General features: G+C 69.6%; 27 protein-coding genes. 18 read left to right on the top strand and 9 right to left on the bottom strand.

Annotated elements, in window-relative coordinates:
- Nucleotides 1-9: 9 nt before the first annotated feature.
- The 12 genes from LC068_RS09965 (at nucleotide 10) to LC068_RS10020 (ending at nucleotide 8,981) form a co-directional block, all read left to right on the top strand.
- Complete coding sequence (locus tag LC068_RS09965; RefSeq protein WP_226636799.1) at nucleotides 10-474, top strand: universal stress protein; 465 nt, start codon at nucleotides 10-12, stop codon at nucleotides 472-474.
- A gap of 87 nt (nucleotides 475-561) precedes the next feature.
- Nucleotides 562-1,125, top strand: a complete 564-nt coding sequence (locus LC068_RS09970; RefSeq protein ID WP_226636801.1) for a NifU family protein — start codon at nucleotides 562-564, stop codon at nucleotides 1,123-1,125.
- A gap of 50 nt (nucleotides 1,126-1,175) precedes the next feature.
- Nucleotides 1,176-1,802 carry a helix-turn-helix domain-containing protein gene (locus tag LC068_RS09975; protein ID WP_226636803.1) on the top strand — a complete coding sequence of 209 codons (627 nt, stop codon included), beginning with the start codon at nucleotides 1,176-1,178 and terminating at the stop codon, nucleotides 1,800-1,802.
- Between the two features lie 75 nt (nucleotides 1,803-1,877).
- Nucleotides 1,878-2,288, top strand: a complete 411-nt coding sequence (locus LC068_RS09980) for a helix-turn-helix domain-containing protein (RefSeq protein ID WP_226636804.1) — start codon at nucleotides 1,878-1,880, stop codon at nucleotides 2,286-2,288.
- Between the two features lie 16 nt (nucleotides 2,289-2,304).
- Entirely contained in the window at nucleotides 2,305-3,000 is a 696-nt protein-coding gene (tsaB, locus tag LC068_RS09985) for a tRNA (adenosine(37)-N6)-threonylcarbamoyltransferase complex dimerization subunit type 1 TsaB (protein ID WP_226636805.1), read from the top strand.
- Nucleotides 2,997-3,422, top strand: coding sequence for a GNAT family N-acetyltransferase (locus LC068_RS09990; protein ID WP_226636806.1), 426 nt, complete (start codon nucleotides 2,997-2,999; stop codon nucleotides 3,420-3,422). Before tsaB ends, LC068_RS09990 begins: the two co-directional genes overlap by 4 nt.
- 27 nt (nucleotides 3,423-3,449) lie before the next feature.
- Nucleotides 3,450-3,923, top strand: a complete 474-nt coding sequence (locus LC068_RS09995; protein WP_226636807.1) for a Fur family transcriptional regulator — start codon at nucleotides 3,450-3,452, stop codon at nucleotides 3,921-3,923.
- A 67-nt stretch (nucleotides 3,924-3,990) separates the two neighbouring features.
- Complete coding sequence (gene miaB, locus LC068_RS10000) at nucleotides 3,991-5,373, top strand: tRNA (N6-isopentenyl adenosine(37)-C2)-methylthiotransferase MiaB (protein ID WP_226636808.1); 1,383 nt, start codon at nucleotides 3,991-3,993, stop codon at nucleotides 5,371-5,373.
- On the top strand, nucleotides 5,373-6,320 hold the full coding sequence (locus LC068_RS10005; RefSeq protein WP_209118782.1) for a PhoH family protein: 948 nt from the start codon (nucleotides 5,373-5,375) through the stop codon (nucleotides 6,318-6,320). The genes miaB and LC068_RS10005 overlap by 1 nt, the downstream gene beginning before the upstream one ends.
- Nucleotides 6,317-6,799: an rRNA maturation RNase YbeY gene (ybeY, locus tag LC068_RS10010; RefSeq protein WP_226636809.1), complete on the top strand. Its 483-nt coding sequence runs from the start codon at nucleotides 6,317-6,319 to the stop codon at nucleotides 6,797-6,799. The genes LC068_RS10005 and ybeY overlap by 4 nt, the downstream gene beginning before the upstream one ends.
- Nucleotides 6,796-8,403 carry an apolipoprotein N-acyltransferase gene (gene lnt, locus LC068_RS10015; RefSeq protein ID WP_226636812.1) on the top strand — a complete coding sequence of 536 codons (1,608 nt, stop codon included), beginning with the start codon at nucleotides 6,796-6,798 and terminating at the stop codon, nucleotides 8,401-8,403. Before ybeY ends, lnt begins: the two co-directional genes overlap by 4 nt.
- A 161-nt stretch (nucleotides 8,404-8,564) precedes the next feature.
- Nucleotides 8,565-8,981, top strand: a complete 417-nt coding sequence (locus tag LC068_RS10020; protein WP_226636814.1) for a helix-turn-helix domain-containing protein — start codon at nucleotides 8,565-8,567, stop codon at nucleotides 8,979-8,981.
- Here LC068_RS10020 and LC068_RS10025 read toward each other — a convergent pair.
- Nucleotides 8,978-9,496 (bottom strand): S-type pyocin family protein, encoded by a 519-nt coding sequence (locus tag LC068_RS10025; protein WP_226636816.1) that lies wholly within the window; start codon nucleotides 9,494-9,496, stop codon nucleotides 8,978-8,980. The genes LC068_RS10020 and LC068_RS10025 overlap by 4 nt on opposite strands.
- A 136-nt stretch (nucleotides 9,497-9,632) precedes the next feature.
- Here LC068_RS10025 and coaBC point away from each other — a divergent pair, with 136 nt between their 5' ends.
- The 3 genes from coaBC to LC068_RS10040 all read left to right on the top strand — a co-directional run bounded on the left by coaBC (nucleotide 9,633) and on the right by LC068_RS10040 (nucleotide 11,771).
- On the top strand, nucleotides 9,633-10,886 hold the full coding sequence (gene coaBC / locus LC068_RS10030; RefSeq protein WP_226636818.1) for a bifunctional phosphopantothenoylcysteine decarboxylase/phosphopantothenate--cysteine ligase CoaBC: 1,254 nt from the start codon (nucleotides 9,633-9,635) through the stop codon (nucleotides 10,884-10,886).
- A complete protein-coding gene (gene dut / locus LC068_RS10035) occupies nucleotides 10,883-11,332 on the top strand; it encodes a dUTP diphosphatase (protein WP_209118792.1) in 450 nt (149 codons plus the stop codon). The genes coaBC and dut overlap by 4 nt, the downstream gene beginning before the upstream one ends.
- Before the next feature lie 82 nt (nucleotides 11,333-11,414).
- Complete coding sequence (locus tag LC068_RS10040) at nucleotides 11,415-11,771, top strand: hypothetical protein (protein WP_226636820.1); 357 nt, start codon at nucleotides 11,415-11,417, stop codon at nucleotides 11,769-11,771.
- On the opposite strand, the gene LC068_RS10045 is transcribed toward LC068_RS10040, so the two are convergent.
- From LC068_RS10045 to dnaK, 4 genes are all read right to left on the bottom strand, one after another.
- Nucleotides 11,772-12,671, bottom strand: coding sequence for a DMT family transporter (locus LC068_RS10045; RefSeq protein ID WP_226636822.1), 900 nt, complete (start codon nucleotides 12,669-12,671; stop codon nucleotides 11,772-11,774).
- Between the two features lie 11 nt (nucleotides 12,672-12,682).
- On the bottom strand, nucleotides 12,683-13,432 hold the full coding sequence (gene dapB, locus LC068_RS10050) for a 4-hydroxy-tetrahydrodipicolinate reductase (protein WP_226636824.1): 750 nt from the start codon (nucleotides 13,430-13,432) through the stop codon (nucleotides 12,683-12,685).
- The gene (gene dnaJ, locus LC068_RS10055) at nucleotides 13,429-14,637 is read right to left on the bottom strand and encodes a molecular chaperone DnaJ (RefSeq protein ID WP_226636826.1); all 1,209 of its coding nucleotides are present in this window, start codon (nucleotides 14,635-14,637) and stop codon (nucleotides 13,429-13,431) included. Before dnaJ ends, dapB begins: the two co-directional genes overlap by 4 nt.
- A gap of 188 nt (nucleotides 14,638-14,825) precedes the next feature.
- On the bottom strand, nucleotides 14,826-16,739 hold the full coding sequence (gene dnaK / locus LC068_RS10060; protein WP_209118797.1) for a molecular chaperone DnaK: 1,914 nt from the start codon (nucleotides 16,737-16,739) through the stop codon (nucleotides 14,826-14,828).
- A gap of 362 nt (nucleotides 16,740-17,101) precedes the next feature.
- On the opposite strand from dnaK, the gene LC068_RS10065 reads away from it, so the two are divergent.
- Complete coding sequence (locus tag LC068_RS10065; protein WP_226636827.1) at nucleotides 17,102-17,518, top strand: hypothetical protein; 417 nt, start codon at nucleotides 17,102-17,104, stop codon at nucleotides 17,516-17,518.
- Between the two features lie 83 nt (nucleotides 17,519-17,601).
- Nucleotides 17,602-18,504: a dienelactone hydrolase family protein gene (locus LC068_RS10070; protein WP_226636828.1), complete on the top strand. Its 903-nt coding sequence runs from the start codon at nucleotides 17,602-17,604 to the stop codon at nucleotides 18,502-18,504.
- A gap of 4 nt (nucleotides 18,505-18,508) precedes the next feature.
- Here the strand turns inward: LC068_RS10070 and grpE are convergent, their stop codons facing one another.
- Both grpE and hrcA read right to left on the bottom strand, forming a co-directional pair.
- On the bottom strand, nucleotides 18,509-19,189 hold the full coding sequence (grpE, locus tag LC068_RS10075; protein WP_226636829.1) for a nucleotide exchange factor GrpE: 681 nt from the start codon (nucleotides 19,187-19,189) through the stop codon (nucleotides 18,509-18,511).
- Complete coding sequence (gene hrcA / locus LC068_RS10080; protein ID WP_226636830.1) at nucleotides 19,186-20,274, bottom strand: heat-inducible transcriptional repressor HrcA; 1,089 nt, start codon at nucleotides 20,272-20,274, stop codon at nucleotides 19,186-19,188. The genes grpE and hrcA overlap by 4 nt, the downstream gene beginning before the upstream one ends.
- Before the next feature lie 123 nt (nucleotides 20,275-20,397).
- On the opposite strand from hrcA, the gene rph reads away from it, so the two are divergent.
- Entirely contained in the window at nucleotides 20,398-21,114 is a 717-nt protein-coding gene (rph, locus tag LC068_RS10085; RefSeq protein ID WP_226636831.1) for a ribonuclease PH, read from the top strand.
- On the opposite strand, the gene glnD is transcribed toward rph, so the two are convergent.
- Together glnD and mutS are read right to left on the bottom strand one after the other, a co-directional pair.
- Entirely contained in the window at nucleotides 21,023-23,851 is a 2,829-nt protein-coding gene (gene glnD, locus LC068_RS10090) for a [protein-PII] uridylyltransferase (protein ID WP_226636832.1), read from the bottom strand. The genes rph and glnD overlap by 92 nt on opposite strands.
- Before the next feature lie 4 nt (nucleotides 23,852-23,855).
- Entirely contained in the window at nucleotides 23,856-26,582 is a 2,727-nt protein-coding gene (gene mutS, locus LC068_RS10095; RefSeq protein ID WP_226636834.1) for a DNA mismatch repair protein MutS, read from the bottom strand.
- Nucleotides 26,583-26,584 lie beyond the last annotated feature (2 nt).

The raw sequence follows: 26,584 nt of genomic DNA on the forward strand, positions 1-26,584 counted from the left end.
GGGGAGAGCATGCCGCGCAAGTTCCTGGTGGTCGTCGATGACAGCCCCGAATTCGAGACGGCCCTGCGTTATGCAGCGCGGCGCGCGCGCTCCACGGGCGGGCGGCTGGCGCTCCTGCGGGTCATCGGCCACGGATCGGATGCCCACTGGTCGGGTGTGCGCGACGAGATCGACCGCCAGCTGCGTGAGGAAGCCGAGGCCCTGCTGATGCGGCTGGGCGAGGAGGCGACCGAGCGGGCCGGCGCCCCGCCCCTGTTCCTGATCGAGGAAGGCGACCCGATCGGGGCCATCCGCAAGGTCATCGACGACGATCCGGACATCAAGATCCTGATCCTGGCCGCCGGCAGCGGCAACCGGGGCCCGGGACCGCTGATCAGCGCCCTGCTGAAGCAGGGCTCGCTGGGCGGGCGCAAACTGCCCGTGACGATCGTCCCGGGTGAGCTCAGCGAAAGCGAAGTCGAGGACCTGGCCTGAGGGTTGGAGCGCCGACGCTCGACGCGCGGCGTCTCGTCGCTTGAGCCGGCCCTTGAATGCGTCGGGCAGGGGGCGCATGTCAGCGGCATGTTCATCCAGACCGAAACCACGCCCAACCCCCAGGCCCTGAAATTCCTGCCCGGACGGGACGTCTCGCCCGATCGCACGCGGGAGTTCCGCTCGATCGACGAGGCGGCCGCCTCGCCGCTCGCCGAGGCCCTGTTCGAGCTTGAGAATGTGGCCGGTGTGATGCTGGGCGCGGATCATATTGCGGTGACCCGCGGTGCGGAGGGGCCTGACTGGTCCGAGATGAAGGCGCCGATCCTGGCCGCCATCATGGATCATTTCGTGTCCGGCCGTCCGGTTGTCCGTGAAGGCACTGACACCGGCGAGGCGTCAGACGGGGCCGACGACACCGAACTGGTGCAGGAGATCAAGGCCCTGCTCGACAGCCGCATCCGGCCGGCGGTGGCCCAGGACGGCGGCGACATCCTGTTCGACTCGTTCGACGAGGCAACCGGCCTGCTGACGCTCCGGATGCGTGGCGCCTGCGCCGGCTGTCCGTCCTCGACGGCGACGCTCAAGGCGGGGGTGGAGCAGATGATGCGCCACTATATTCCCGAGGTGACCCGGGTCGAACAGACCCTCTAGGCGATCCAACTTTTTCGTCGCCTGCCGGATGCCGCGTGATAAACGGGGGCATGCGACTGTCTGCATCAACCGACGAGGTCAAGGCCCGCATGCAGGCCGAACTGGCGGCACTGGGCGAGGCGCTTGGCCGCCTGCGCCGGGCCAGCGGCCTGAGCCAGGCCGAGGCCGGCGAGCGGGTCGGCATGACCGGCCAGGGATGGGGCCTCTATGAGTCCGGCAAGCGCGCCGGCCTGTTCCGCCCCGACATCCAGACCCGCCTGACGGCCGCTCTGGGCGCCACGCCGGAGGCCCTTTCCCTTGAAGCGCCGGCGGCTGGCTCCGACGTCCACCCGGCGGGCCGCAGCGAGGGAATGTCGGCGCCGGACCGAGCGTATCGGGCCGAGATGTCTCCGAGCGGGCAAGAAGAAACCTTCACGTTTCATGTCCAGACCGAGGAGGTCTGGCCCTGGGCGTCGAGCGGCGTGGTTCTGGTCTGCGATCCGGGCCGCTGGCCCCGACGGGGGCAGGGCTGTGTGATCGAGACCGTCGGCGGCGAGACCTGGCTGCGGCTGTTCGACGGCGCGGACAGCGACTGGCTGCATCTGCGCGGAGGGGCCGGGGGTCTGGACGAGCAGGGGCGCATCGCCCGCGCCGAAGTGGCGCGCCTGTCGACCGTCACGGCGCGTCACGAACCATGAAACATTTGCATTTCAATCGAACTGCGCCTATGAAGCGCTCCAATGATCGTGAAACGATGACGTTGGAGCGAACGGGTGCGCAAGCCGGGACAACAGACCAGTCGCGAGGGCACGCCCGTCGATGCGTGGGTCGGGGCGCGGATCGCAGCGCGCCGGCAGGCACTCGGCCTCTCCCAGACAGCACTGGCCGAGCGGGTCGGAGTCAGCTTTCAGCAGATCCAGAAGTACGAGACGGGCATCAACCGCATTTCGGCCTCGCGCCTTCATCAGATCGCCGTGGCCCTGGCCGCCGATCCGGGCAGCTTCTTTCCCGCCGGGGCCCCCACGCCGCTGGCCGGGGACGCCACGCCAGCCGCTGCGGGCGGCAGGGCCAGCCCGGGCGTGCGCCTGATCGAGGCGTTCGGCCATATTCCGCAGCGGCGCGCCCGACAGGCGCTGGTGGTTCTGGCCGAGGCCCTCGCCCGGAACCCGGCACCCTCGACCTGACCGGCAGCGAGGCCGCATGACTGTGCTGGTTCTGGATACAGCCCAGGGCCTGTGCACCGTGGCCTTGGGGCAGGGGGGGCAGGTCATCGCTTCGCGCTCCGAGCCCATGACGCGCGGTCATCAGGAGCGCCTGCCGGTGCTGGTCGAGACCGTTTTGGCGGAGGCCGGGCTGGAGGCCTCGGCGCTTTCGGCTGTGGCGGCCACCCGGGGCCCGGGCTCGTTCACCGGCCTGCGTGTCGGCCTTGCCTTTGCCCAGGGGCTGGCCGCGGCTACCGGCGCCACGGGGCTGGGCCTGTCCTCGCTCGAGGCCCTCGCGGTTCAGGCGGTGCTCGCCGATCCGGATGGCGCCTCCCCCATCGCGGCGGTCATGGATGCCCGGCGGGGTCAGGTCTATCTGGCCCTGTGGGGCGGGCCTGAAGGGCGCCTGCCCGGGCCCCCGATCCAGCCGCCGACGGCGCTGAGTCTCGCCGATGCAGAGGCCTTGCTGGCCCCGCATCGCCCCCGCGCCATCGGCAGCGGCGCGGCGCTGGTCGAAGGCGGCGTGGCAGAGGTCCATGTCGTGGACGGGCCCGACCCGGCTGCCCTCGTGCATCTGGCCACAGCTCTCTCGGATACGTCGTCCGAAACCGGGCTTGAACCCCTCTATCTGCGGGCGCCGGATGCGACCCCGCCCACGCGCCTGCCGGGTCAGCCCCGACCGGACCGGGCATGACCGTCGACCCCCGCGCCCTGGCCGACATCCACGCGCGGTCCATCTCCCCGGCGTGGAGTGCGACGGCTCTCACCGAGCTGCTGGCACAGGACGGTGTCTGGGCCGAAACGGCGCCGGACGGCTTCGTCCTGATGCGACAGGCGGACGACGAAGCCGAGGTGCTGACCCTCGCCGTCCTGCCCGAAGCGCGGCGTCAGGGTCGGGGGAGGGCGCTGATGCAGTCCGCCCTCGCCACCTGCCGGACGCGGGGTGTCTCGCAGGTGTTTCTGGAGGTCGCCGCCGACAATCCGGGGGCCCAGGCGCTCTATCGTTCGCTGGGCATGACCGAGGGCGGGCGTCGTCGGGCCTACTATGCGCGCCCCGATGGCCCTGCCGTCGATGCGCTTATTCTGACGCTCGACCTGGCCCAGGTGCTTCCCTAGAGCGGATCAAGGCCCTATCCTTTCTGCATGGACCGGATCGAGAAACTCTGTGCCGAGCGCGGCATGCGGATGACGGAGCAGCGGCGCGTGATCGCCCGGGTGCTGTCGGCTGCCGAAGACCACCCCGACGTTGAGGAGCTGTACCGCCGCGCCTCGGGCGTCGATCCGCACATCTCGATCGCCACCGTCTATCGCACCGTCCGCCTGTTCGAAGAGGCCGGCGTGGTCGAAAAGCACGACTTCGGCGACGGCCGCAGCCGCTATGAAGAGGCCGGTGACGACCACCACGACCACCTGATCGATACGAAGACGGGCGAGGTGATCGAATTCTATGACGCCGAGATCGAGCGCCTGAAGACCGAGATCGCCAAGCGGCTTGGCTTCGACCTGATCGGCCACAAGCTGGAACTGTACGGCAAACCCATCCCGGGCGCCGAGCCGTCGGACCGCGACGGCCTGATCTACAAGCGCCAGAACCAGCGCGACGGCGCCGACAGCTGACCCCGGCCGCCGACCGGCACGCCGGGCCTGCCTTGCGGGCGCCCCCTCCTGCCCCCATAAGCGAGCCATGACTGAAACCGAGACCCTGCCCGAGGCTGGAGCCGGTGCGACCAAGCGCCTGTTCATCAAGACCTATGGCTGCCAGATGAACGTCTATGACTCGGAGCGCATGGCCGATGTGCTGCGCCCGCTGGGCTATGCGCCGACCGCGACGGTCGAGGACGCGGACTTCGTCATCCTCAACACCTGCCACATCCGCGAGAAGGCCGCCGAAAAAGTCTATTCCGAGCTGGGCAAGCTGCGGATGCTCAAGGAGGAAAAGGCCGGGGCCATGACGATCGCCGTGGCTGGCTGCGTGGCCCAGGCCGAGGGCGAGGAGATCATGCGTCGCCAGCCGGCGGTCGATCTGGTGGTCGGGCCCCAGGCCTATCATCAGCTGCCCGAACTGCTGACCCGCACGGCCCGCGCGCGCGGCGAGCGGATCGGTGCCGACTTCGCCCCGGTCGACAAGTTCGATGCCCTGCCCAGGGCGCGCGGCGTACAGGGCGTGACGGCCTTCCTGACGGTGCAGGAAGGCTGCGACAAATTCTGTACCTTCTGTGTGGTGCCCTATACGCGCGGCGCCGAATGGTCGCGCCCCGTGGCCGCCATTCTGGACGAGGCCCGAGCGCTCGCGGACCGGGGGGTGCGCGAGATCACCTTGCTGGGCCAGAACGTCAACGCCTATGACGGCGAGGGTGCCGATGGCCAACCGTCGACCCTGGCCCGGCTGGCGTACGCGCTGGCCGACATCCCGGGGCTGGACCGCATCCGCTATACGACCAGCCATCCCAATGACATGGGCAAGGATCTGATCGCCGCCCATGGCGAGCTGGACGCCCTGATGCCCTATCTGCACCTGCCGGTGCAGTCCGGGTCCGACCGCATCCTGCGTCTGATGAACCGCAAGCACGGCCGCGCCAAATATCTGGATCTGGTCGCCCGCCTGCGGGAGGCGCGCCCCGACCTGGCCCTGTCCGGCGACTTCATCGTCGGCTTCCCCGGCGAGACCGAGGCCGATTTCGAGCAGACGCTCGAGCTGGTCCGCGAGGTGAACTACGCCTCGGCCTTCTCCTTCATGTATTCGCCGCGACCCGGCACACCGGCGGCCACCATGGGCGCCCAGGTCCCGGCCGAGGTGTCGCGCGAGCGTCTGCACCGCCTGCAGGCCCTGCTGACCGAGCAGCAGCTGGCCTTCAACGCCGCCCAGGTCGGCCGCACCCTGCCGGTGCTGTTTGAAAAGGCCGGCCGCCATGGCCAGCAGGCCATCGGCCGCTCGCCCTATCTTCAGTCGGTCCATGTCGAGGATGCGCGGCACCTGATCGGCCGGATCGTGGCCGTCGAGATCACTTCGGGCCAGCAGAACAGCCTGACCGGGCGGTTGACCGGCGCTGTGGAACAGGCCGCCTGATGGCCCGTGGCAGCGAATTCGTCACCCTCGAGGACGGCGTCCTGCGTCAGGTGGTCGGCCCCAACAGCCGCCATCTGGCCCGGATGGAGTCCGCCTATGACGTCGATCTGGACGCTCCGGGCGGTGGCATCCGCATCCACGGCTCGCCCCGGGATCGCGCCGATGCCCGCCGCATGATCGAGAGCCTGTCGGCCAAGGTCGAACAGGGCGTCGAGATCACCGACGACTTGGTCATCGCCATCCTGCGGCAGGACCGGCGGGGCGCGGCCGCCACCGGCGGTGTGCTGGCCTTTGGCCGGAAGGGCGCCATCACCCCGACGGGTCTGGCCCAGAGCCGCTACGTCGACATGATGACCCATTGCGCGCTCAGCTTCGGCGTGGGTCCGGCGGGCACGGGCAAGACCTTTCTGGCTGCGGCCTACGGGGCGTCGCTGCTCCGGGCGCGGAGCGTCAGCCGGCTGGTGGTCACCCGCCCGGCCGTGGATGCCGGCGAAAAACTGGGATTCCTGCCGGGCGACCTGAACGAAAAGGTCGACCCCTATCTGGCCCCGATCTGGGAGGCGCTGAACGAGGTGCTGGGGCCCGAACAGGTCCAGGCCCACCGCGACCGGCGCGAAATCGAGACGGCGCCCATCGCCTTCATGCGCGGCCGCACGCTCAAGAACGCCTTCGTCATCGTCGACGAGGCCCAGAACACCTCGCGCATGCAGATGAAGATGGTCCTGACCCGCCTGGGCGAGAACTCGCGCATGGTGGTGACCGGCGACCCGACCCAGATCGACCTGATGAATCCGCGCGATTCCGGCCTGTCGCACGCGCTGAAAATCCTGAAGGGGGTCGAGGGCGTGGGCATCGTCGAATTCGCCGCCGAGGACGTCATCCGCCACCCGCTGGTCGAGCGGATCGTGCGCGCCTACGACGCCGACGGCGCGCGCGGCGATACATGATCGAGATCCAGGTCGAGGATCCGGCCTGGCGCGAGGCCCTGCCGGACGTCGAGGCGGTGGTCCGGGGTGCAGCCGGGGCTGTGCTCGGGTCGGATCCTCCGGCCGGCGGCGAACGCGCGACGGTCCTGCTGGAAGGGGACGCCGCGGTCCGCGAGCTGAATGCCCGCTTTCGCGACCGCGACGCCCCGACCAATGTGCTGAGCTTCCCGGCCGCCGCCCTGCCCGGAGAGCCGGAGGCCGATCCCTATCTGGGCGACATCATCCTGGCCTTCGGTGTTTGCGCCCGCGAGGCCGAAGAGCAGGGCAAGCCGCTGGCCCACCATCTGTCCCATCTGGTCATTCACGGTCTGCTCCACCTGCTGGGCCACGACCATCAGGACGATGCAGAGGCCGAGGCCATGGAGGTGCGCGAGCGCACGCTTCTTGCAGGACTGGGCATTGATGACCCCTATCGTTCCATTGTGGACACCGCCCCATGACCGATCCGGTCGCTGATCCCCGTCCCCGCCTGGGTGGACGCATGCGCCTGTTGCGGCTGGCGCTCGCCCTGATCGCCGGGGCCGGCGCGGCACTGGCCCATCCGCCGTTCGGTATCCTGCCGGGTCTGTTCGGCTATGCCCTGCTGCTGGTGCTGGCCGATGGGTCGCCGAACCGTCGCTCGGCCTTCTGGATGGGCTGGCTGGCGGGCTTTGCCTATTTCATGATCGGCTGCTGGTGGGTGGCCGAAGCCTTTCTCGTCAATCCGGACCAGGCGTGGATGGCCCCGTTCGCCGCCGCCCTGCTACCCTCGGGCATGGGCCTGTTCTGGGGTCTGGCCCTGCTGGCCTACCGCCATCTCCGGATCGAGGGGGTACGGCGCGTGCTGGCCTTTGCGGCCTTGTTCGCGTTGGTGGAATGGCTGCGCGGCCATGTGCTGACGGGCTTTCCGTGGAACCCGGCCGGCGCCAGCTGGCAGGCCGGGTCGGCGGGCTCGCAGGCCGCGTCCCTGATCGGCGTCTACGGGCTGGGCCTGCTGACCGTGGCGGGCTTTGCCGCCGTCGGGCCTCTGCTGGCCGCCGGCAATCGCAAGGCCCGGGCCGGCGCCGCCGTGCTGGGTCTGGCCCTGATCCTCGCGATCAACGTCTGGGGCGGGTTCCGTCTGGCCGGGGCCCGGGTCGAGATGACGCCGACCGTGGTCCGCATCGTCCAGGCCGACGTCGACCAGCAATCGAAGTGGACGCCCGAGGCTTACCGGTCGATCGTCGAGCGCTACATCAATCTGACGGGCCGTCCCGGCGCCCATGTGCCGGACGTGGTCGTCTGGCCCGAAGGGGCGCTGCCCAATACGGCCAATGCCGTGCTGGCGCCCGACGGCTGGGAAGCGGCCGCCCTGCGCACCGTCCTCCAGCCTGGTCAGGTCCTGCTGATGGGGATGAGCCGGGCCGAGCCGGACCCATCCAGCGAGGTCGGGGCGCGTTTCTACAACAGCCTGCTGGCCGTCAGGCGAGGGGGTGAGCAGGGGCTGGAGGTCACCGGCCTTTATGACAAATACCGCCTGGTGCCGTTCGGCGAATACCTGCCGGCCGGTCCGCTGATGAGCCGCATCGGCCTGCGCAGCCTGGTCCATGTGGGCGCCGACTTCAGTGCCGGCCCCCGGCCGGCCCCGCTGAAGCTGGAGGGACTGCCCGATCTGCAGCCGCTGATCTGCTACGAGAGCCTCTATCCGGGCTTCACCCGGGGCGCAGGGGCCGACCGGCCGCTGTGGATCGCCAATGTGTCGAACGACGCCTGGTTCGGGCGCACCTCGGGCCCGGTCCAGCACCTCAATCTGGCGGCCTATCGCGCGATCGAGACCGGCCTTCCAGTGGTGCGCGCCACCCCGACCGGCATATCCGCCCTCATTGACCCCTTCGGCCGCGTGGACGAGGGGGCGCGTCTGGATCCCGGCGAAAGCGGGGTGATCGACACCCGGCTGCCGGCGGCGCTGTCACCCACCCTGTACGGCCATGTCGGGGACCTGATCTTCTGGCTGCTGACGCTTTCGGCCCTGCTGGTGGCCCTCGCCGACCGTTTCCGTCCGCTGGTTTCCCGCCTCGGTCGTTAACCGAACTATGTACGTAATCGGACGTAGGCGACACGCTTTATGGGATGCGCCATAAGGGGCTCCGAACCCGTATCTGTCCCGGTTTTAAGGTGACAGGCGGGCATGACGGGCGCATGACCTAGCGAACCCGCCGGATGGATCTCTGAACAGGAATTTTGAGTATGGCGAGAGGCAAGGGCGAAGACGGTCCCCACCCCGTGGACCGGTACGTCGGACGTCGGGTCTGCGAAAAGCGTATCAGCCTGGGCTATAACCAGAGCGATCTGGGCCGCGCCCTGGGCCTGACCTTCCAGCAGATTCAGAAGTACGAGAAGGGCGTGAACCGCATCTCGGCCTCCAAGCTGTTCGACATCGCCCGCTTCTTCAAGGTCGACGTCGGCTACTTCTTCGAGGGTCTGGCCGAAGGCGCACCGGGCGTGGCCGAGGAGGGGGCCGCCTACGAGCATGACTTCCCCTCGACCCGCCAGACCATCGAGATCGCCCGTCTCGCGCCCCGGCTGTCGAACCGCCGCCAGCGTCTGGCGCTCGAACTGATCCGCGAGATGCTGGATACGCCCGAGCCGGAAGCCGTCGACTAGTTCTCCGAAGACGACCGCCGGCGCTGGCCAAAGGTCGGCGCGGCGGCCTTCTCCTTGGCCCAGTAGGCGGCCCCGTCGTCAGGCTTGAACATGGTCCGCGGCACGCCGTCGGAATCGACCACCGCAAAGGTATTGGTCGAGGCCTGATAGATCAGGACGTCGCCGTTCGCGCGCCGCACCGTCTCGGCATCTGCCGGGGGCCGGGTCGTGAAGGCTGTAACCGCCGCCAGATAGGCCTCGGGCGTGGTCGTGCCGAAGGCGGCACCGTTTCGTTCGAACAGCCGCTGGACCTTGGCATCCACCGTCTCGCGCCGGTTGGCGGTCAGGGCCGGCTTGGCCTCGCTTGTGCCCTCCGCCGCCTTTGAGCTTTCCGCATCGACGACGGCGACAGGCTTGGCGTCTTCTGTCGCCGCCCGCTCCCGCGTCTCGACGGCCGAGGCGCCGTTGTCGCATCCCGCCAGCGCCAGTCCGGCCACCAGCCCCAGGGCCGTCAGGCCCGCCTGAATCTTCTTCATGAAACCCTCCCTCATGAAACCCGCGAGCGCACACAAGCACAGGTTTTATGTTCTTGCAATGTTCTGTTCTTCGAGCGCGGGTATGCCAGGGTTCCGGACGCTCGACGACGGGCGGAGGGGCGGCTAAGGGTGGCGCATGACGGCAGTTGAGGCACCCCACACTCCCCGCGTCCGCCGCGTCCTGCTGATCGTGGGGGGCGGTATCGCTGCCTACAAGGCGCTGGAGCTGGTCCGGCTGATGCGCAAGGCCGGGCTGGAGGTGAAGGCCGTCCTGACCCGCTCAGGCGCGGAGTTCGTTACTCCGCTGTCGCTGGCGGCCCTGACCGGCAGTGCCGTGCGCCAGGACCTGTTCTCGTCCGAGGACGAGACCACCATGGGCCATATCGAGCTGTCGCGCTGGGCCGATCTGATCGTCGTGGCCCCCGCGACCGCCGGCCTTTTGGCCAAGGCCGCGACGGGCGCTGCGGACGACCTGGCCTCCACCACTCTGATCGCGACCGACGCCCCGGTGCTGCTGGCGCCCGCCATGAATGTGCGGATGTGGCTGCATCCGGCGGTGCAGGCCAATCTGGCGACCGTCAGGGCCTTTGCCGAGCCCCGCTATACGGTGGTCGGACCCGACGACGGGGAAATGGCCTGCGGCGAATACGGCCCCGGGCGCATGGCCAACCCGCCGGCCATTCTGGCGGCCATCCTAGCCCATGACGGCAAGGCCCGAACTGCCGACCGCCCGCTGGCCGGCCGCCACGCCCTGGTCACCGCCGGCCCGACCTTCGAGCCCATCGACCCCGTGCGGGGCCTGACCAACCGGTCCAGCGGGAAACAGGGCTATGCCATCGCCGGGGCGCTGGCCCGCGCGGGCGCGCGGGTCACGCTGGTGTCCGGGCCCGTGGCGCTGGCCGCGCCCACCGGCGTTGACCGGGTGTCGGTCGAGACGGCCGACCAGATGCTGGCGGCGGTCGAGGCCGCCCTGCCCGCCGACCTCGCCGTGTTGACCGCCGCCGTCTCGGACTGGCGCGTGGCGGATGCCGCCGACGCCAAGATCAAGAAGCAGACGGGAGAAGGCCCGCCGACCCTGACCCTGGTCGAGAACCCGGACATCCTGAAAACCCTGTCCCGCCGTCCCGATCACCGACCCGCGCTGGTCATCGGCTTCGCCGCCGAGACCGGCAATCTGGAGCAGCGCGCAGCGGCCAAACTTGAGGCCAAGGGCTGCGAATGGATCGTCGGCAATGACGTGTCCGAGGGCGTTTTCGGGGCCGACGAGACCCGGGTGATGCTGTTCCGCAAGGGACAGGCGCCGGACCCCTGGCCCGAGACCACCAAGACCGCCGTGGCCGACCGTCTGGTCCGCGCCGTGGCCGCCCATTTCACGAAAGAGGCTTCATGACCCGTATTGCGCTCGTGCAACTGCCCCACGCCGAGGGCCTGCCCCTGCCGGCCTATGAGACGGCGGGCGCGGCCGGCATGGATCTGCGCGCGGCGGTGCCCGAGGATCAGCCCATGGTGCTCGAGGCCGGGGCCCGGGCCCTGGTGCCGACCGGGCTCAAGATCGCCGTGCCGCAGGGCTTCGAGGCCCAGGTCCGGCCCCGCTCGGGTCTGGCGCTCAAGGCCGGCATCACCTGTCTGAACAGCCCCGGCACCATCGACAGCGACTATCGGGGCGAGGTGGGCGTCATCCTGGCCAATCTGGGCCGCGAGCCCTTCGTCATCCGTCGGGGCGAGCGCATCGCCCAGATGGTCATTGCCGCACACGAACGGGCCGAATGGCAGGTGGTCGACAGTCTGGATGACACGGCGCGCGGTGCCGGTGGCTTCGGCTCGACCGGGCGTTGAGGGAGCCAATCCGGCGTAACGGTGTTAACCTTGACGGTAACGGGCCCTGTATCCGGGGCTGCAGCACGCAAGGAGATGGCATATGGACGGCCTGCTGGACCAGATCGGAACCCTGCTGACGGGCATCTTCGCGCTTGCCGAGGGCGGCTTTGACGGCGTCAATCAGGTGCTGGGCCTGATCATTGCCGCGATCGCCGCCATCCTCATGGCCAGCTGGGGCAGGCTGTTCCCCACGGCCCTCGCGGCAGCCTTCATCCATGTGGTGATCAATGTGGTCCGCCCGGTCCTGGATGGAAGCGCCTTCGTCCTGCCGGACATCCTGTCGCTGGACTTCTGGCTGGCGCTGTTCGCCCTCTTCCTGGGCTATGCCATCGTCATCGCCCTGTTCTTCTTCCTGAAGTCGCTGATCTTCGGGCGTCGGCACGCCCACGCGCATTGATCAGAGCGGGGGTGCGGGCGCCGTGACCGCGCGGCGCCGCACCTGCTCGCGCCAGGCGGTATAGAGGCCGCTGCCCACGATCAGGGCGGCCCCGGCCAGGGCCGACCATGAGGGCGCCACCGACAGGGCCAGCCAGCCGAACAGGACCGCGCCCGCGATCTGCAGATAGTCGAAGGGTGTGACCGCCGAGACCGGTGCCAGGCGAAGTGATTCCGTCATGGCCAGCTGGGCCACCCCTCCGGCCATGCCGCCGCCCGCCAGGAAGGCAAAGGCCAGGGGCGCATGCAGACTGCCGAAGGCGGGCAGCAGGACCGCGCCCGCGACGGCGCAGGCGATGAAGAACCAGAAGACAATCGCCGCGACATGCTCGGTCTTGCTGAGATGACGCAGGGTGACGGTCACCCCGGCCGAGAAGCCGGCGCCGACCAGCGCAAAGGCGACGCCCAGTGCAGGCAGGGGGTCGCCGCCGGGGCGCATCACCACCATCACCCCGACAAAGCCCACCAGCACGGCCAGCCAGCGGTGCCAGCCGACCGTCTCCTTCAGGAACAGGAAGGAAAGAAGGGTTGCGAACATGGGGGCGGTGAAGCCCAGCGTCGTCGCCTCGGCCAGCGGCAGCAGGCTCAGCCCCTGGAACAGGCACAGGATGCCGGTCACGCCCAGCGCACAGCGCCACAGGTGCATCAACGGGCGCCGCGTGGTGATGGCACCGATCCCCGGCCCGGCCAGCACCCAGATCAGCACCACCGGCAGGCCGAAAAGAGCGCGATAGAAGACCATCTCCGGCGCCGAAACCCCGGCCTCGGCCGCCAGCTTCATCAGGCCGGACATCAAAGAGAAACTGCCCGCCGCAACAATCCTCAGCAGGATGCCGCCCGTGATGCCCTCCAGCCGGATCACGGCGTCTCCCTTCAGGCCTGGCGGAAGCCCAGCACGTCCTGCATGTCATAGAGACCCGGACGGCGATTGCGCACCCAGGCCGCGGCAGCCACGGCGCCCTTGGCGAACAGGGACCGGTCGATGGCCGAATGGCTGAGGGTCAGCACCTCGTCGTCCGAGGCAAAGATCACCGAATGCTCGCCGATGATCCCGCCGGCCCGGAGCGCGGCAAAGCCGATCTCGCCCTCGGCGCGGGGCTCGCCCACGCCGTTGCGCGGCGCGGCCCGCACATCGTCCAGCTCGACATTGCGGCCGCTGGCGGCGGCCTCGCCCAGCATCAGGGCCGTGCCCGACGGCGCATCGACCTTGCGGCGATGATGCGATTCCAGAACCTCGATGTCCCAGTCGCGCGCGTCCAGCCGCTGGGCCGCATGCTCGACCAGTCCGATCAGGATGTTGACGCCCAACGAGAAATTGCCGCTGCGGACGATGGCGACCTTGTCGGCGGCCGCCTCGATGCGGGCCTCTTCCTCCGGCGACAGGCCGGTCGAACCGATCACCAGCGCGGGGCCACCGGCCGCGGCGCAGCGCTCGGCCAGTTCGACCGAGGCCTCGGGCGTGGAGAAATCGATGATGACGTCGCACAGCGACAGATCGGGCGCCTCGCCGCGGTCGAACCGGGTCGCGACCACCACATCCTTGCGCGCGTCCAGAACCTGGCTGACCGCCCGTCCCATCCGCCCGCGCGCGCCGGAAATCCCGGCGTGGAACAGGGCGTTCACGCGGCGGACTCCCGCGAGGACGGGCCCGGCCCGTCGCCGTCTCCGCCCAGAATATCGGCCCAGAAGCGTTTGGCCTTGCCGGCAAAGCTGGAGTTGCGCGGGTTCTGATCCTCGCCGAACGACTGGGCCAGCTCCTGCATCAGCTCCTTCTGGCGCGGCGTCAGGTCGGACGGCGTCTCGACGAACAGTTCGACCACCAGATCCCCGCGGGCCTTGCCGTTCAGGTGCGGCATGCCCTTGCCCTTGATGCGGATGGTCTTGCCGGTCTGGGCGCCGGCCGGCACCTGGACCGGCGCCTTGCAGCGGCCGTCACAGGCCTCGGACACCAGACAGGGGGCGTCGATCGCCCCGCCCAGCGCCGCCACCGTCATCGGCACGGGCACCGTCACCAGCAGGTCCAGATTGTCCCGCTCGAACAGTTCATGCGGCGTGACCGAGATGAAGACATAGAGGTCGCCGCGCGGTCCGCCGCGCAGGCCGACATCGCCCTCGCCGGTCAGGCGGATGCGCGAGCCGTCGTCGACCCCCGCCGGCACCTTGAGCGACAGGGTGCGCGAGCGCCGCACCTGGCCCTGGCCGCGACAGGTGCCACAGGCCTCGGCCACGCGCTTGCCAGCCCCGCCACAATGGGGACAGGTACGTTCGACCTGGAAGAAGCCGTTGGCCTGTCGCACGCGTCCCGCGCCCTGACAGGTCGAGCAGGTGACGGGCTGGGTCCCGGGCTTGGCACCGGACCCTTCGCAGGTGTCGCAGGTGGCCGTGGTCGGGAAGGAGATTTCGACGTCGGTGCCGCGATAGGCGTCCTCGAGGGCGATCTCGAGGTCATAGCGCAGGTCCGAGCCGCGACGGGGGCCGCCGCTGGTCCGCCCGCGCCCGCCGAACACATCGCCAAAGGCGTCGCCGAACACCTGCTCGAAGATGTCGTTCACATCGGCAAAGCCCGCGCCGCCGCGACCGAACGGCCCCTGGCCGCCGCCGCCGTTGACGCCGTCGTGGCCGAACCGGTCATAGGCCGCCCGCTTCTGGTCGTCCGACAGCACGGCATAGGCCTCGGACACTTCCTTGAAGCGGGTCGCCGACTCCTCGCAGCCCCCGTTTCGATCCGGGTGATGCTGCATGGCCAGCTTGCGATAGGCTGCCTTCAATCCGGCGGCGTCGATCGTACGCTCGACCCCCAGGATCTCGTAATAGTCACGCTGCGCCATCAGGCCGTGGTCCTCATTATCCCGTTTCGATCCGATCGCGCCTCTTGGCCGGGCGCTGACCGGAAACCGATCCTGCGACAGACATGGGGCTCTGGTCGCATGATGCAAGTTTTATGAAACGGCCCCGCCTGCCGACTGACAAGCGGGGCCGCAAGGTTCAGACCTTCCCCCGGTCGGGGAAGGGGACGTCAGTCGGCCTTCTTGTCAGCCTCGTCGCCCGAGACTTCCTCGAATTCGGCATCGACCACGCCGTCATCGGCCGGAGCCGCCGCGTCGTCGCCACCGGCCTCGCCGCCCTGCTGGGCTGCGTACATGGCCTCACCCAGCTTCATGGACGCCTGGGCCAGGGCCGTGGTCTTGGCGCGCAGGTCCTCGGCGCTGGCGGTCTCGCGGGCCGCCTTCAGCTCATCCAGAGCGGACTGGATGGCGGCCTTGTCGGCCTCGGCCACCTTGTCGCCGTGCTCGGACAGGGCCTTCTCGGTCGAGTGGATCAGGCTGTCGGCCGAATTCTGGGCCTCGACCTTTTCCTTGCGCTCCTTGTCGGCCGCGGCATTGGCCTCGGCTTCCTTGACCATCTTGTCGATGTCGTCATCCGACAGACCGCCATTGGCCTGGATGCGGATCGACTGTTCCTTGTTGGTCGCCTTGTCCTTGGCCGAGACGTGCACGATGCCGTTGGCGTCGATGTCGAACGTCACCTCTACCTGCGGCATGCCGCGCGGGGCCGGCGGAATACCCATCAGGTCGAACTGGCCAAGCAGCTTGTTGTCCGCCGCCATGGGACGTTCGCCCTGGAAGACCCGGATGGTCACGGCCGACTGATTGTCCTCGGCGGTCGAGAAGGTCTGGCTCTTCTTGGTCGGGATGGTGGTGTTGCGCTCGATCAGCGGGGTGAAGACACCGCCCAGGGTCTCGATGCCCAGGGTCAGCGGCGTCACGTCCAGCAGCAGCACATCCTTGACGTCGCCTTGCAGCACGCCCGCCTGGACGGCGGCGCCCAGCGCCACGACCTCATCGGGGTTGACCCCCTTGTGCGGCTCCTTGCCGAAGAATTTCTTCACGGCTTCCTGGACCATGGGCATGCGCGTCATGCCGCCCACCAGCACCACTTCGTCGATGTCCGCCGCCTTCAGGCCGGCATCCTTCAGCGCCTTCTCGCACGGGGCGATGGTGCGCTGGACCAGATCCTCGACCAGGGCTTCCAGCTTCGAGCGGCTCAGCTTGATGTTCAGGTGCAGCGGGCCCGAGGCATTCATGGTGATGAAGGGCAGGTTGACCTCGTACTGGCTGGTCGAGGACAGCTCCTTCTTGGCCTTTTCGGCCTCTTCCTTCAGGCGCTGCAGGGCCAGCTTGTCCTGACGCAGGTCGACGCCCTGCTCCTTTTTGAACTCGTCAGCCAGGTAGTCGACCAGACGCAGGTCGAAGTCCTCACCGCCGAGGAAGGTGTCGCCATTGGTCGACTTCACCTCGAACACGCCGTCGCCGATCTCAAGGATCGAGACGTCGAAGGTGCCGCCGCCCAGGTCATAGACCGCGATCTTCTGGCCGTCGTTCTTCTCAAGGCCATAGGCGAGCGCCGCCGCCGTCGGCTCGTTGATGATACGCAGCACCTCAAGGCCGGCGATCTTGCCGGCATCCTTGGTCGCCTGACGCTGGCTGTCGTTGAAATAGGCCGGGACGGTGATGACCGCCTTGTCGACCTTCTCGCCCAGATAGGCCTCGGCGGCCTCCTTCATCTTCTGAAGGGTGAAGGCCGACACCTGCTGGGGCGAATAATCCTTGCCGTGGGCGCGCACCCAGGCGTCGCCGTTCGGGCCCTTGACGATCTCATAGGGCACCATGCCCTTGTCCTTGGCCACCACCGGATCATCGAAATTGCGGCCGATCAGGCGCTTGATGGCGAAGAAGGTGTTGGCCGGATTGGTCACGGCCTGACGACGTGCGGGCTGGCCGACCAGCACCTCGCCGCCGTCCTGGATCGCCACAACCGACGGGGTGGTGCGGTTGCCCTCGGCGTTTTCGATCACCTTCGGGTTCTTGCCGTCCATGACGGCGACGCACGAGTTGGTGGTACCGAGGTCGATGCCGATGATCTTGCTCATGGGCTTTCTGTCTACTCCTGTTCGGCGGGTGGTTCCGGGCCTCGGCTGAGCGCCCCTGTCAACCACCCCCGTGGGGTTGGGCCGGACAACGCGCACGGGCTGTGGCGCGACCGACGGATGTGGATCGGGACAAATCCCCAGAAGGACAAGGGGCTTTGAACCGGCTGATGCCGATATGGGAAGCGCGGGGTCGCCCGCAAGCCCCTTTCTGCGGATCGTGCCGGCAAGGGGAGGCGACGATAGTCAGGGTCCGTCAGGTGCCCCCGCCCGCGCTGGACGGCAGTATGGAGACAACCTAGACAGGTCGTGTCGTCCGGAAATCCCCGTTTCCGGCCCCATATTGATGCAGGGACAGTGCCCTCATGAACCGCTTCTTCCGTCGCCACCCCCTGCGAGCGGCCCGAGTTTCCGGCCTTCTGGCCGTGATCGCCGCACTCGCGGTGGCGCCGGCCCTCGGCTGGGCCCAGTCCGGCGAACAGTCGCGCGGCACGCGGGGCGCCCAGCCCTCGAACGATGGCCAGAATCGCCGGGTCCGGGTTCACAACCAGACCGGCTGGACCATCGTCAGCCTCTACGCCGCCGATCCGGCCCGGGCCGACTGGCGCGGGGATCTGCTGGTGCCCGAGGTGCTGGCCACGGGCGACAGCGCCGTGATCGACATCGATAACGGGGCGGGCACCTGCGTCTATGTGATCCGGGCCGAGTTCTCGAACGGCGAGCGGCTGGAACGGGTGGGCGTCAATGTCTGCCGCATCGCGGACTATTATTTCACCCGCTGACCCGGGTGGCTGAGCCGATCGTGACTGGACGTCCCGGGGCGCAGGGCGCAGGCTCGCCTCCCTGACCTTGAGGAGACCGTCCGATGCGACTGACCCGCCCCGAAGGCCCCGCCGATCAGGATTTCCGTTTCAGTCGCCGGGCGCTGGCCACGGGCGGGCTGACCGGGCTGATGTTCGCGGGCTATGCGCCGGCTGCCCTCGCCCAGGACGCCACGCCGACCGTCACCGACAGCGAGGGGCTGGTCACCGAAACCATCCATTATGAGGCCCAGGACGGCTTCGACCTGCCGGCCTATGTGGCGCGGCCCGAGGGCGACGGCCCGTTTCCGGTGGTGATCGTCGCCTCCGAGATCTTCGGGGTCCACGACTATATCCGCGACATCTGCCGGCGGCTGGCCAAGGCGGGCTATGCGGCCATGGCGCCGGCCTTCTTCGTGCGGGTCGAGGACCCCGCACCGCTCACCGACTTCTCCCGCATCCAGCAGATCGTGGGACAGGCCGGCTATGAACAGGTGATGGGCGACATTTCGGCGGGACTGGAATGGCTGTCGCGTCAGCTGTGGGCCCGGGCGGACAAGGTCGGAATCACCGGCTTCTGCTGGGGCGGCAAGGTCGTCTGGCAGGCCTGCGCCCGGTTTGCCGTGATCGATGCCGGGGTCGCCTGGTACGGCCGGCTGGCCCCGCCCGCCGACGCCACGCCCGAACAGATCGCCGGCGGCCAGCCCTGGCCCGTCGACCTCGCGGCCGATCTCAAGGCGCCGGTGCTCGGCCTGTATGGCCAGCTCGACCGGGGCATTCCGCTGGAAAGCGTCGAGCTCATGCGTCAGGCCCTCCAGCGGGCCGGCCGGACGGACAGCCGGATCGACGTCTATGACGGCGCCCAGCACGGATTCCACGCCGACTACCGCGCCAGCTACAAGGCGGACGCGGCGGCCGACGGCTGGCAGAAATTGCTCGACCTGTTCGAGGCCCGCCTCAAATCCTGACGGGTCAGGCCTTGGAGTCGTGGGCTCCGCCCGTCGGGTTGGCCGACGCCTCATAGGCATGGGCCGCTTCCGATGCGGAGGTGCCGGGCGCGGGGCCGGATCCCTTCGCCGCGACCACCACCATGGCCGGGCGCACCGTGCGTCCGAACAGGGCATAGCCCGCCTGCAGCGTCTGGATGACCGCTCCGCCCGCCACCGTGTCCGACGGCTGCTCCATCATCGCCTGATGCAGGTGCGGGTCGAACGCTTCGCCCGCTTCGGGGGCGACGCGCACCAGATTGTTGCTGGCAAAGGCCGACAGCAGCGACTTCTGGGTCAGTTCCAGCCCCGTCACCAGACCGGCGGCGGCGCCGTCGGCGTCCTTGGGGGCCGCCTGCAGGGCCCGCTCCAGATTGTCGGCCACGCCCAGCAGGTCGCGGGCAAAGCGCTGGATGGCATAGGCCCGGGCATCGTTGTTCTGGGTCTCGGCCCGGCGCTTGATGTTCTCGACCTCGGCCACGGCGCGCAGGGCGCGGTCCTTCCACTGGTCGCGCTCGTCGATGATGGCGTCGAGGTTGTCCATGCCCACGCCTGTATGGGCAGGATCGGCGTTCAGTCCGGCCTCGGCGTCGGCCTCATCGGCCGGATCGATGCCGTTCAGCGCGTCGAATTCGTCGTGATCGGGGTCGTGCGGTGTGTCGTTCAAGGCTCTTGTCCGTCAAACAGTCGGCTCAGTACGCGGGCGGTGTAGTCCACCAACGGAATGATCCTGGCATAGTTCAGCCGGGTGGGACCGATCACGCCGACCGCGCCCAGCACCCTCTGGCGTCCCGTCATATAGGGCGCCGCGATCACAGAGGAACCCGAAAGTGAAAACAGTCGTGTCTCGGCCCCGATGAAGATGCGCACCCCCTGGGCGTCGGCGACCCCGTCCAGCAGGCCGATCAGCTGTTCCTTCTGCTCCAGATCGTCGAACAGCACCCGCACCCGGTCCAGGTCCTCCAGCGCCTCGCGGTCCTGCAACAGATTGGCCCGGCCCCGCACGATCAGCGAGCGCGCCCCGGCCGCTCCGGACCAGGCGGCCATACCATCCTCGACCAGCCGCGCAGCTGCCGCATCCAGCGCCTGACGCGCCGATTTCAGCTCCTCGCCCATCTCGCCCCGGGCCTCGGTCAGCGAGCGTCCCTTCAGCCTGGCATTCAGGAAGTTGGAGGCCTCCTGCAGGGTCGATGGCGTCATGCCCGGCCCCATCGGCATCAGCCGGTTCTCCACCTGACCGTCCTCGGCCACCAGAATGGCCAGCGCCTGATCGTGGCCCAGCGCCACGAACTCGACGTGCTTGACGCCGGTGTCGCGCACCGGACTGGCGACGATCCCGGCGCCCCCGGCCAGTCCGGAGAGCAGGGCGGACGCCTCGTTCAGCGCCTGATCGAAGTCCAGCCGGCCGCCGGGCCGCCCCAGACCCGCCAGCCGTGCATCGATCTCGCGCCGCTCCTCCGAGCCGACATCGCCGATCTCCAGCAGGCCGTCGACGAACAGCCGCAGGCCCGCATGGGTCGGCACCCGTCCGGACGAGGTATGCGGCGAGGCCAGCAGCCCCGCCAGCGTCAGGTCCTGCATGGTGTTGCGGATCGAGGCCGGCGACAGGGCGATGGGCCCGCGCGACAGGGTGCGCGACCCGACGGGCTCTCCGGTCTCCAGATAGGTCTCGACGATGCTGCGGAAGATGTCGCGCGCCCGGGCGTCCAGCGTCGTCAGCGACGGCGAGGGATGGAACGGCATGGAGCTCATGCGCCGACCTTTCGGGCCGGGCAACGGCCGGGCACACGCAATTCCGTTGTCAGCGGGCGGGACAGGGTCACGCTTTCAGGATAAGCACGCCCGCGACCCCATCCAAGACGCAAAAGAGATCGTATGCGCCCCTCCGACCGCACACCCGAACAGCTTCGCCCCGTCACCCTGGAAACCGGCGTCAACCGCTATGCCGAAGGTTCGTGCCTCGTGGCGTTCGGCAACACCCGGGTGCTGGTCACCGCCTCGGTCGAGGAGCACCTGCCGCCGTGGCTGCGTGGCAAGGGGCAGGGCTGGGTCACGGCGGAATACGGCATGCTGCCGCGCGCCACCCACACCCGCGGCCGGCGCGAGGCCGCCTCGGGCAAGCAGTCGGGCCGCACCCAGGAAATCCAGCGCCTGATCGGGCGCAGCCTGCGGGCCGTCGTGGACCTCAAGACTCTGGGCGAGCGTCAGGTGACCCTGGACTGCGACGTCATCCAGGCCGACGGCGGCACCCGCACGGCGGCCATCACCGGCGCCTGGGTCGCCCTGGCCTCGGCGCTCGACTACCTGCGTGCCGAGGGCGTGCTGAAGACCGACCCCCTGACCGATCAGGTCGCGGCCGTGTCGTGCGGCGTGTTCAACGACGTTCCGGTTCTCGACCTCGACTATGAAGAGGATTCCAGCGCCGAGGCGGACTCCAACTTCGTCCTGACCGGCTCGGGCAGCATCGTCGAAATTCAGGCGACCGGCGAGAAGCGCGGCTTCAGCCGGGCCGAGTTCGACCGGCTGTTCGCCCTGGCCCATTCGGGCTGCGAGACCCTTTTCGCGCTTCAACGGCAGGCCGTCGGGCGCTGAGCGGCCCCAGGTCCGACACGTCCCGCACACTGGCCCGCACCGGAATGATGGGGCGCTGGCCGGGTGAAGGTTCGGGCAGGCGCGCACGGTCCAGAACCGCCTCCAGCGTCCGTGCCAGTCGCTCCAGCCGGTCCTTGCGCATGGGCTTTCGCCCGTTCGCATCGGTCACATAGAAGGCATCGACCGCCCGCTCTCCGAAGCTGGCCACATGCGCCGACCGCAGCGACAGGCCCTCGGCGGCGATGGCGGCGGCCAGCTCGGCCAGCAGGCCGGGCCGGTCGGCGCCCGACACCTCGATCACCACGGCGTGGCTGACAGCCTCGCGGTCGATCATCACCACCGGCCGCACGTCAAAGGCGGCGCGCCGGGCGCTGACGGAGGGCAGGACGGTCTCGCCTTCGGGCACATCGGGGGTGCCCTCGGGCACGGCGCGGGCGGCGGCCTCCAGCGACCGAACCAGCCGCTCCAGCCGCCGGGGCTCAGCCTGGCCATAAGGCAGGCCTGCGCCGTCCTGGACCTCGAAGACGTCCAGCGCCAGACCTTCGGGCGCCGTGGCGACCCGGGCCCCCACGATGTCGGCCCCGGCCCGCGCCAGTGCCTGGGCCAGCGCCGCGAACAGGCCCGGCCGGTCGGTGGCCGCCACGGCCACGCGGGTCGTCGGCCGGCCCACCGCCTTCAGCTGGCGCTCGGCCGAGGGGTCGGTGTCCCAGTCCACCATGACGTCGGCGGCCGCGCCGCTCTCGCGCGCCCGGGCGACCAGTTCGGGATGGGCCTCCAGCGGGTCGGGCTCGTCGACCGTCTCGCCCTTGAACAGGGCCAGGACCCGTCGATACAGGTCGCGCAGCAACTGGCCCTTCCAGTTGTTCCAGACCCCTGGCCCCACGGCGCGGATGTCGGCGGCCGTCAGCACCAGCAGCATCCGCAACCGCTCCGGATCCCCCACCAGATCGGCGCAGGCGCGCACCGTGTCGGGGTCAGTCACATCGCGCTTCTGCGCATAGTCGGACAGGGCCAGGTGGTGCCGCACCAGCCAGGTGACCAGTTCGATCCGGCGACTGTCGACGCCCAGCCGCTCGCACGCCCGCCGGGCCGCGATCGCCCCGTCTTCCAGCTGGCCGCGATCGCCGCCCTTGCCGACATCGTGCAACAGCATGGCCAGCATCAGCACTTCCGGGTCGGTGATCCGGTGGATGATCTCCGACGCCAGCGGATGGTCGTCCTTCAGCGTGCCGCGCTTGATGTCATTGAGGATGCCGACGGCCTGCAGGGTGTGCTCGTCGACCGTATAGGCGTGGTACATGTTGAACTGGGTCTGGCCGACGATCCGTCCCCATTCCGGCAGGAAGCGTCCCAGCAGCCCCGTCTCGTTCATGATGCCCAGCACCCGGTAGGGGCGCTTGCCGTGCGCCAGAATGGTCAGGAAGGCGCGGCTGGCCTCCGGGTCGCGACGCAGGCGGGGCGTGATGCGCGGCAGCGACCGTGTAACGGCGGCAAAAGCGTCCGGGTGCAGGTCCAGATCCAGCCGGTCCGCCTCGACGAACAGGGTCAGCAGCCGTACCGGGTCCTCGTCGAACACCTCCGGCCCGGTCACGCTCAGACGGCCCCGGTCGATCAGGAAGCCGGGCGTGTCCAGCGGCTTGCCCCGGCCGGACCACAGGCGCGACAGGCCCCGCACCAGACCACCGGCCTTCTTCTGTTCGCGCGCCTCCAGCTGGGCGCTCATGGCCCGGGTCAGGGCGCCGACGTCCCTCGCCACAAGGAAGTAGCGTCGCATGAAGCGCTCGACCGCCGGCTCGTCGCCCCGGCCGCGCCAGCCCATGCGCCGCGCCACCTCGGGCTGCAGGTCAAAGGTCAGGGCCTCGACCGGCCGGTCGGTGATCCGGTGCATGTGGATGCGAACCTGCCACAGGAAATCAAAGGCCTCGGCGAACAGTCGCCGCTCGCGCCGGGTCAGCAGGTCCTCCAGCGCCGCCTCGCCGAGCGGGCTGTCGGGCGCCAGTCCCCGCGCGATCCAGAACAGGCAGTTGAGGTCGCGCAAGCCCCCCTTGCCGTCCTTGACGTTCGGCTCGACCCGATAGCGGATCGCCCCCACCTTCTGGTGGCGGGTCTCGCGCTCGGCCAGTTTGGCGGCGATGAAGGGGCGGGGGTCGGCCTTCGCCACGTGCTGGCGAAAGCGGGTCAGGAAGGCCTCGGCCAGATCGGCATCCCCGGCTAGGGGGCGGGCCTCCAGCAGGGCGGTGCGCACCGTCATATCGGCCTTGCCGACCGACAGGGCCTCGTCCATCGACCGCGAGGTGCTCCCGATCTTCAGCCCCAGATCCCACAGCACATAGAGGACGAACTCGGTCACCTGTTCGGTGCGCGACGTCGATTTCCACGGCCTCAGGAACATCAGGTCCAGATCGGAATGGGGCGCCAGCACACCGCGCCCGTAGCCCCCGACCGCCATCAGCGCCAGACGCTCGGCATCGGTCGGATTGGGGGCGGGAAACAGCCGCACGGTCGCCACCCACCACAGGGCCTGGACCATCTGGTCCGCCGCCCGGGCATAGAGGCGCGCCACATCCACCCCGCCCGCGCCCTGCGCCAGACGCTGCGCCGCCCGCGCCCGCCCGGCCGAGAGCAGCTCCGAAAGCACAGGGGCCAGCGCCGCGCGGGGGTTGGAGGCGTCTGCCGCAGCGTCCAGCGCCGCCGCGGTCGCGTCATCCAGATCGGCGGGCGGGGCCTCGAATGGCATGGGGTCAGCGCGTCCCCGGGCCTGACCCGCGCGACAGGGCCTTCAGCCGATAGAGGGCATCCAGCGCCTCGCGGGGGCTCAGGTCGTCGGGCTCCAGTGTGCCCAGCGCCTCAATCAGGGGCGAGGGCGCGACCGGGGCTGGCGCCGCCGGTTCGGCCATGGCGAACAGCGGCAGGTCATCCAGCCGCGCATCGGCCTCGCCGGTGGTCTCCAGCTGATCCAGCACGGCCCTTGCGCGGGCCACCACGCCGGGGGGCACCCCGGCCAGCTGCGCAACCTGCACGCCATAGCTGCGGTCCGCGGGGCCGGCCACGGCCTCATGCAGAAAGACCAGCTCCCCGTTCCACTCGCGGGCCCGGAGCGACAGATTGGCCAAATGGTCCAGCCGCCCCTCCAGCTGCGCCAGCTCGTGATAATGGGTGGCGAACAGGGCGCGACAGCGGTTGGCCTCGTGCAGGGCCTCGGTCACGGCCCAGGCGATGGCCAGACCGTCATAGGTGGCCGTGCCCCGCCCGATCTCGTCCAGCACGACAAAGCTGCGATCGGTGGCCTGATTGAGGATGGCGGCGGTCTCAACCATTTCGGTCATGAAGGTCGAGCGGCCGCGCGCCAGATCGTCGCCCGCACCTACCCGGCTGAACAGGCGGTCGACCACACCGAGCCGCATGGCCCGCGCCGGCACAAAGGCCCCCGCCTGGGCCAGCACCACCAGCAGGGCTGCCTGACGCAGGAAGGTCGACTTGCCCGCCATGTTCGGCCCGGTCACCAGCGCCAGACGCGGACATCCGTTCGCCCCCGTCCCGTCCAGCCGGCAATCGTTGGGCGTATAGGGCTTGCCCTCGGCGCGGACGGCGGCCTCGACCACCGGGTGGCGCCCGCCCTCGATGCACAGCTCCAGCCCGTCATCGACCTCCGGCCGGACCGCGCCGACCTCCTCGGCCCATTCGGCAAGAGCCGCAGTCGCATCGATCCAGCCCAGCGCATCGGCCAGCGCCTGGATCGGGCCGGCCAGATCGCGCACCCGGCCGCGCCAGCCCTCGAAGGTCTCGACCTCCATGGCGGTCACCCGGTGCCCGGCCTGGGTGATGCGGGCATCCAGATCGGACAGTTCGACGGTGGTGAAGCGCACCTGATTGGCCAGGGTCTGGCGATGGATGAAGGGGCTTTCGGCCCCGCGCTGCATCAGGGGCTCGGCCTGTTTGGCGGTGACCTCGAGGAAATAGCCCAGCACGGCATTGTGGCGGACCTTGAACGGGATGCCGCTGTCGGCCACGGCCCGGGCCTCCAGTTCGGCGATCACCCGGCGGCTGTCGTCGCGCAGGGTGCGCGCCTGATCCAGTTCCGGCCGGTGTCCGGGCACGACCAGTCCGCCATCGCGGGCCAGATGCGGCGGGTCCTCGACCAGCCCTTCTTCCAGATCGGCCAGCAGATCCTGCAGCTCCGGCCCCGGGGTGAGCGCCGCCAGCGCCCGGTCCAGATCATGGGGCAGGGCCGGGTCCAGCCGGTCGGCCCGACGGGTGAACAGGGCCGTCAGTTCCTGCGCCGTACGCGTGCCTGCCCGGATGGCGGCCAGATCGCGCGGCCCACCGCGTCCCAGCGCCAGCCGCGTAAGGGCCCGCGCCGTATCGGCGGACCCCTTCAGCAGATCGCGGACCTCTCCTCTCAGACTGCGGTGGTCGACCAGCCAGCCCACGGCGTCCAGCGCCCGGTTGATGCGGTCGGGATCCCGGCCGGGCCGGGCCAGCCTTTCGGCCAGCGCCCGTGCGCCGCCCGCCGTCACAGTCCGGTCCAGGGTATCGAGCAGAGAGCCTGCCCGCTCGCCCCGCTGGGTGCGGTCGATCTCCAGGCTCAGCCGCGTGGCGGGGTCGATCGCCAGATACTGGGCGCTGCCCGACCGGCGCGGCGGGGACAGCACCGGCACCACCCCGACCTGGGTGGTTTCCAGATAGGCGGCGATCAGGCCGAGCGCCGAGATCTCGACGGGCTCGAAGGCGCCAAAGGCATCCAGCGTCGCCACGCCGTACAGGCGGGCGACCCGGTCGGCGGCGGCCCGGGACTCGGCCAGGGCTTGGGCCAGCGGCTGGACCGGGGCCGGGGTCATCGACAGGGCCTGATCCAGATCGGCCTCGCCGAACAGCCGGTCGGGCACCAGTATTTCGGACGGCGAGAAGGCGACCAGCATCGAGGCCAGGTCTCCGGCCTCGCACACGGCTGTCTCGACGGCGCCGGACGACAGCTCTACGGCGGCCACGGCGGCCCGCCCCCCGCGCAGGGTCACGGCCACCAGCCGGTTGGCGCCGCGCGCATCCAGCAGGCTGTCCTCGGTCAGGGTGCCGGGGGTGACGACCCGCACGATCTCGCGCCGGACCACGGCCTTGGAGCCCCGCTTCTTCGCCTCGGCCGGGTCCTCGGTCTGGTCACAGATGGCCACCCGGTGCCCCTGCCGGATCAGCCGGGCCAGATAGCCTTCCATGGCATGGGCGGGCACGCCGGCCATGGCGATGTCCTCGCCCAGATGCTTGCCCCGTTTGGTCAGGGCCAGCCCCAGGGCACCCGCCGCCACTTCGGCATCCTCGAAGAACAGCTCGTAGAAGTCGCCCATGCGGAAGAACAGCAGGGCGTCGGGCTGGCTGGCCTTGGCCTCCAGGAATTGCGCCATGACCGGGGTCGCGCCCTCTGTGGAGCGCACCGGATGTTCGGCGACGGGAGGTGGGGTCAGCGGACGGTTCATGC

The sequence above is a fragment of the Brevundimonas poindexterae genome (assembly GCF_020524625.1).
GTDB lineage: Bacteria > Pseudomonadota > Alphaproteobacteria > Caulobacterales > Caulobacteraceae > Brevundimonas > Brevundimonas poindexterae_A.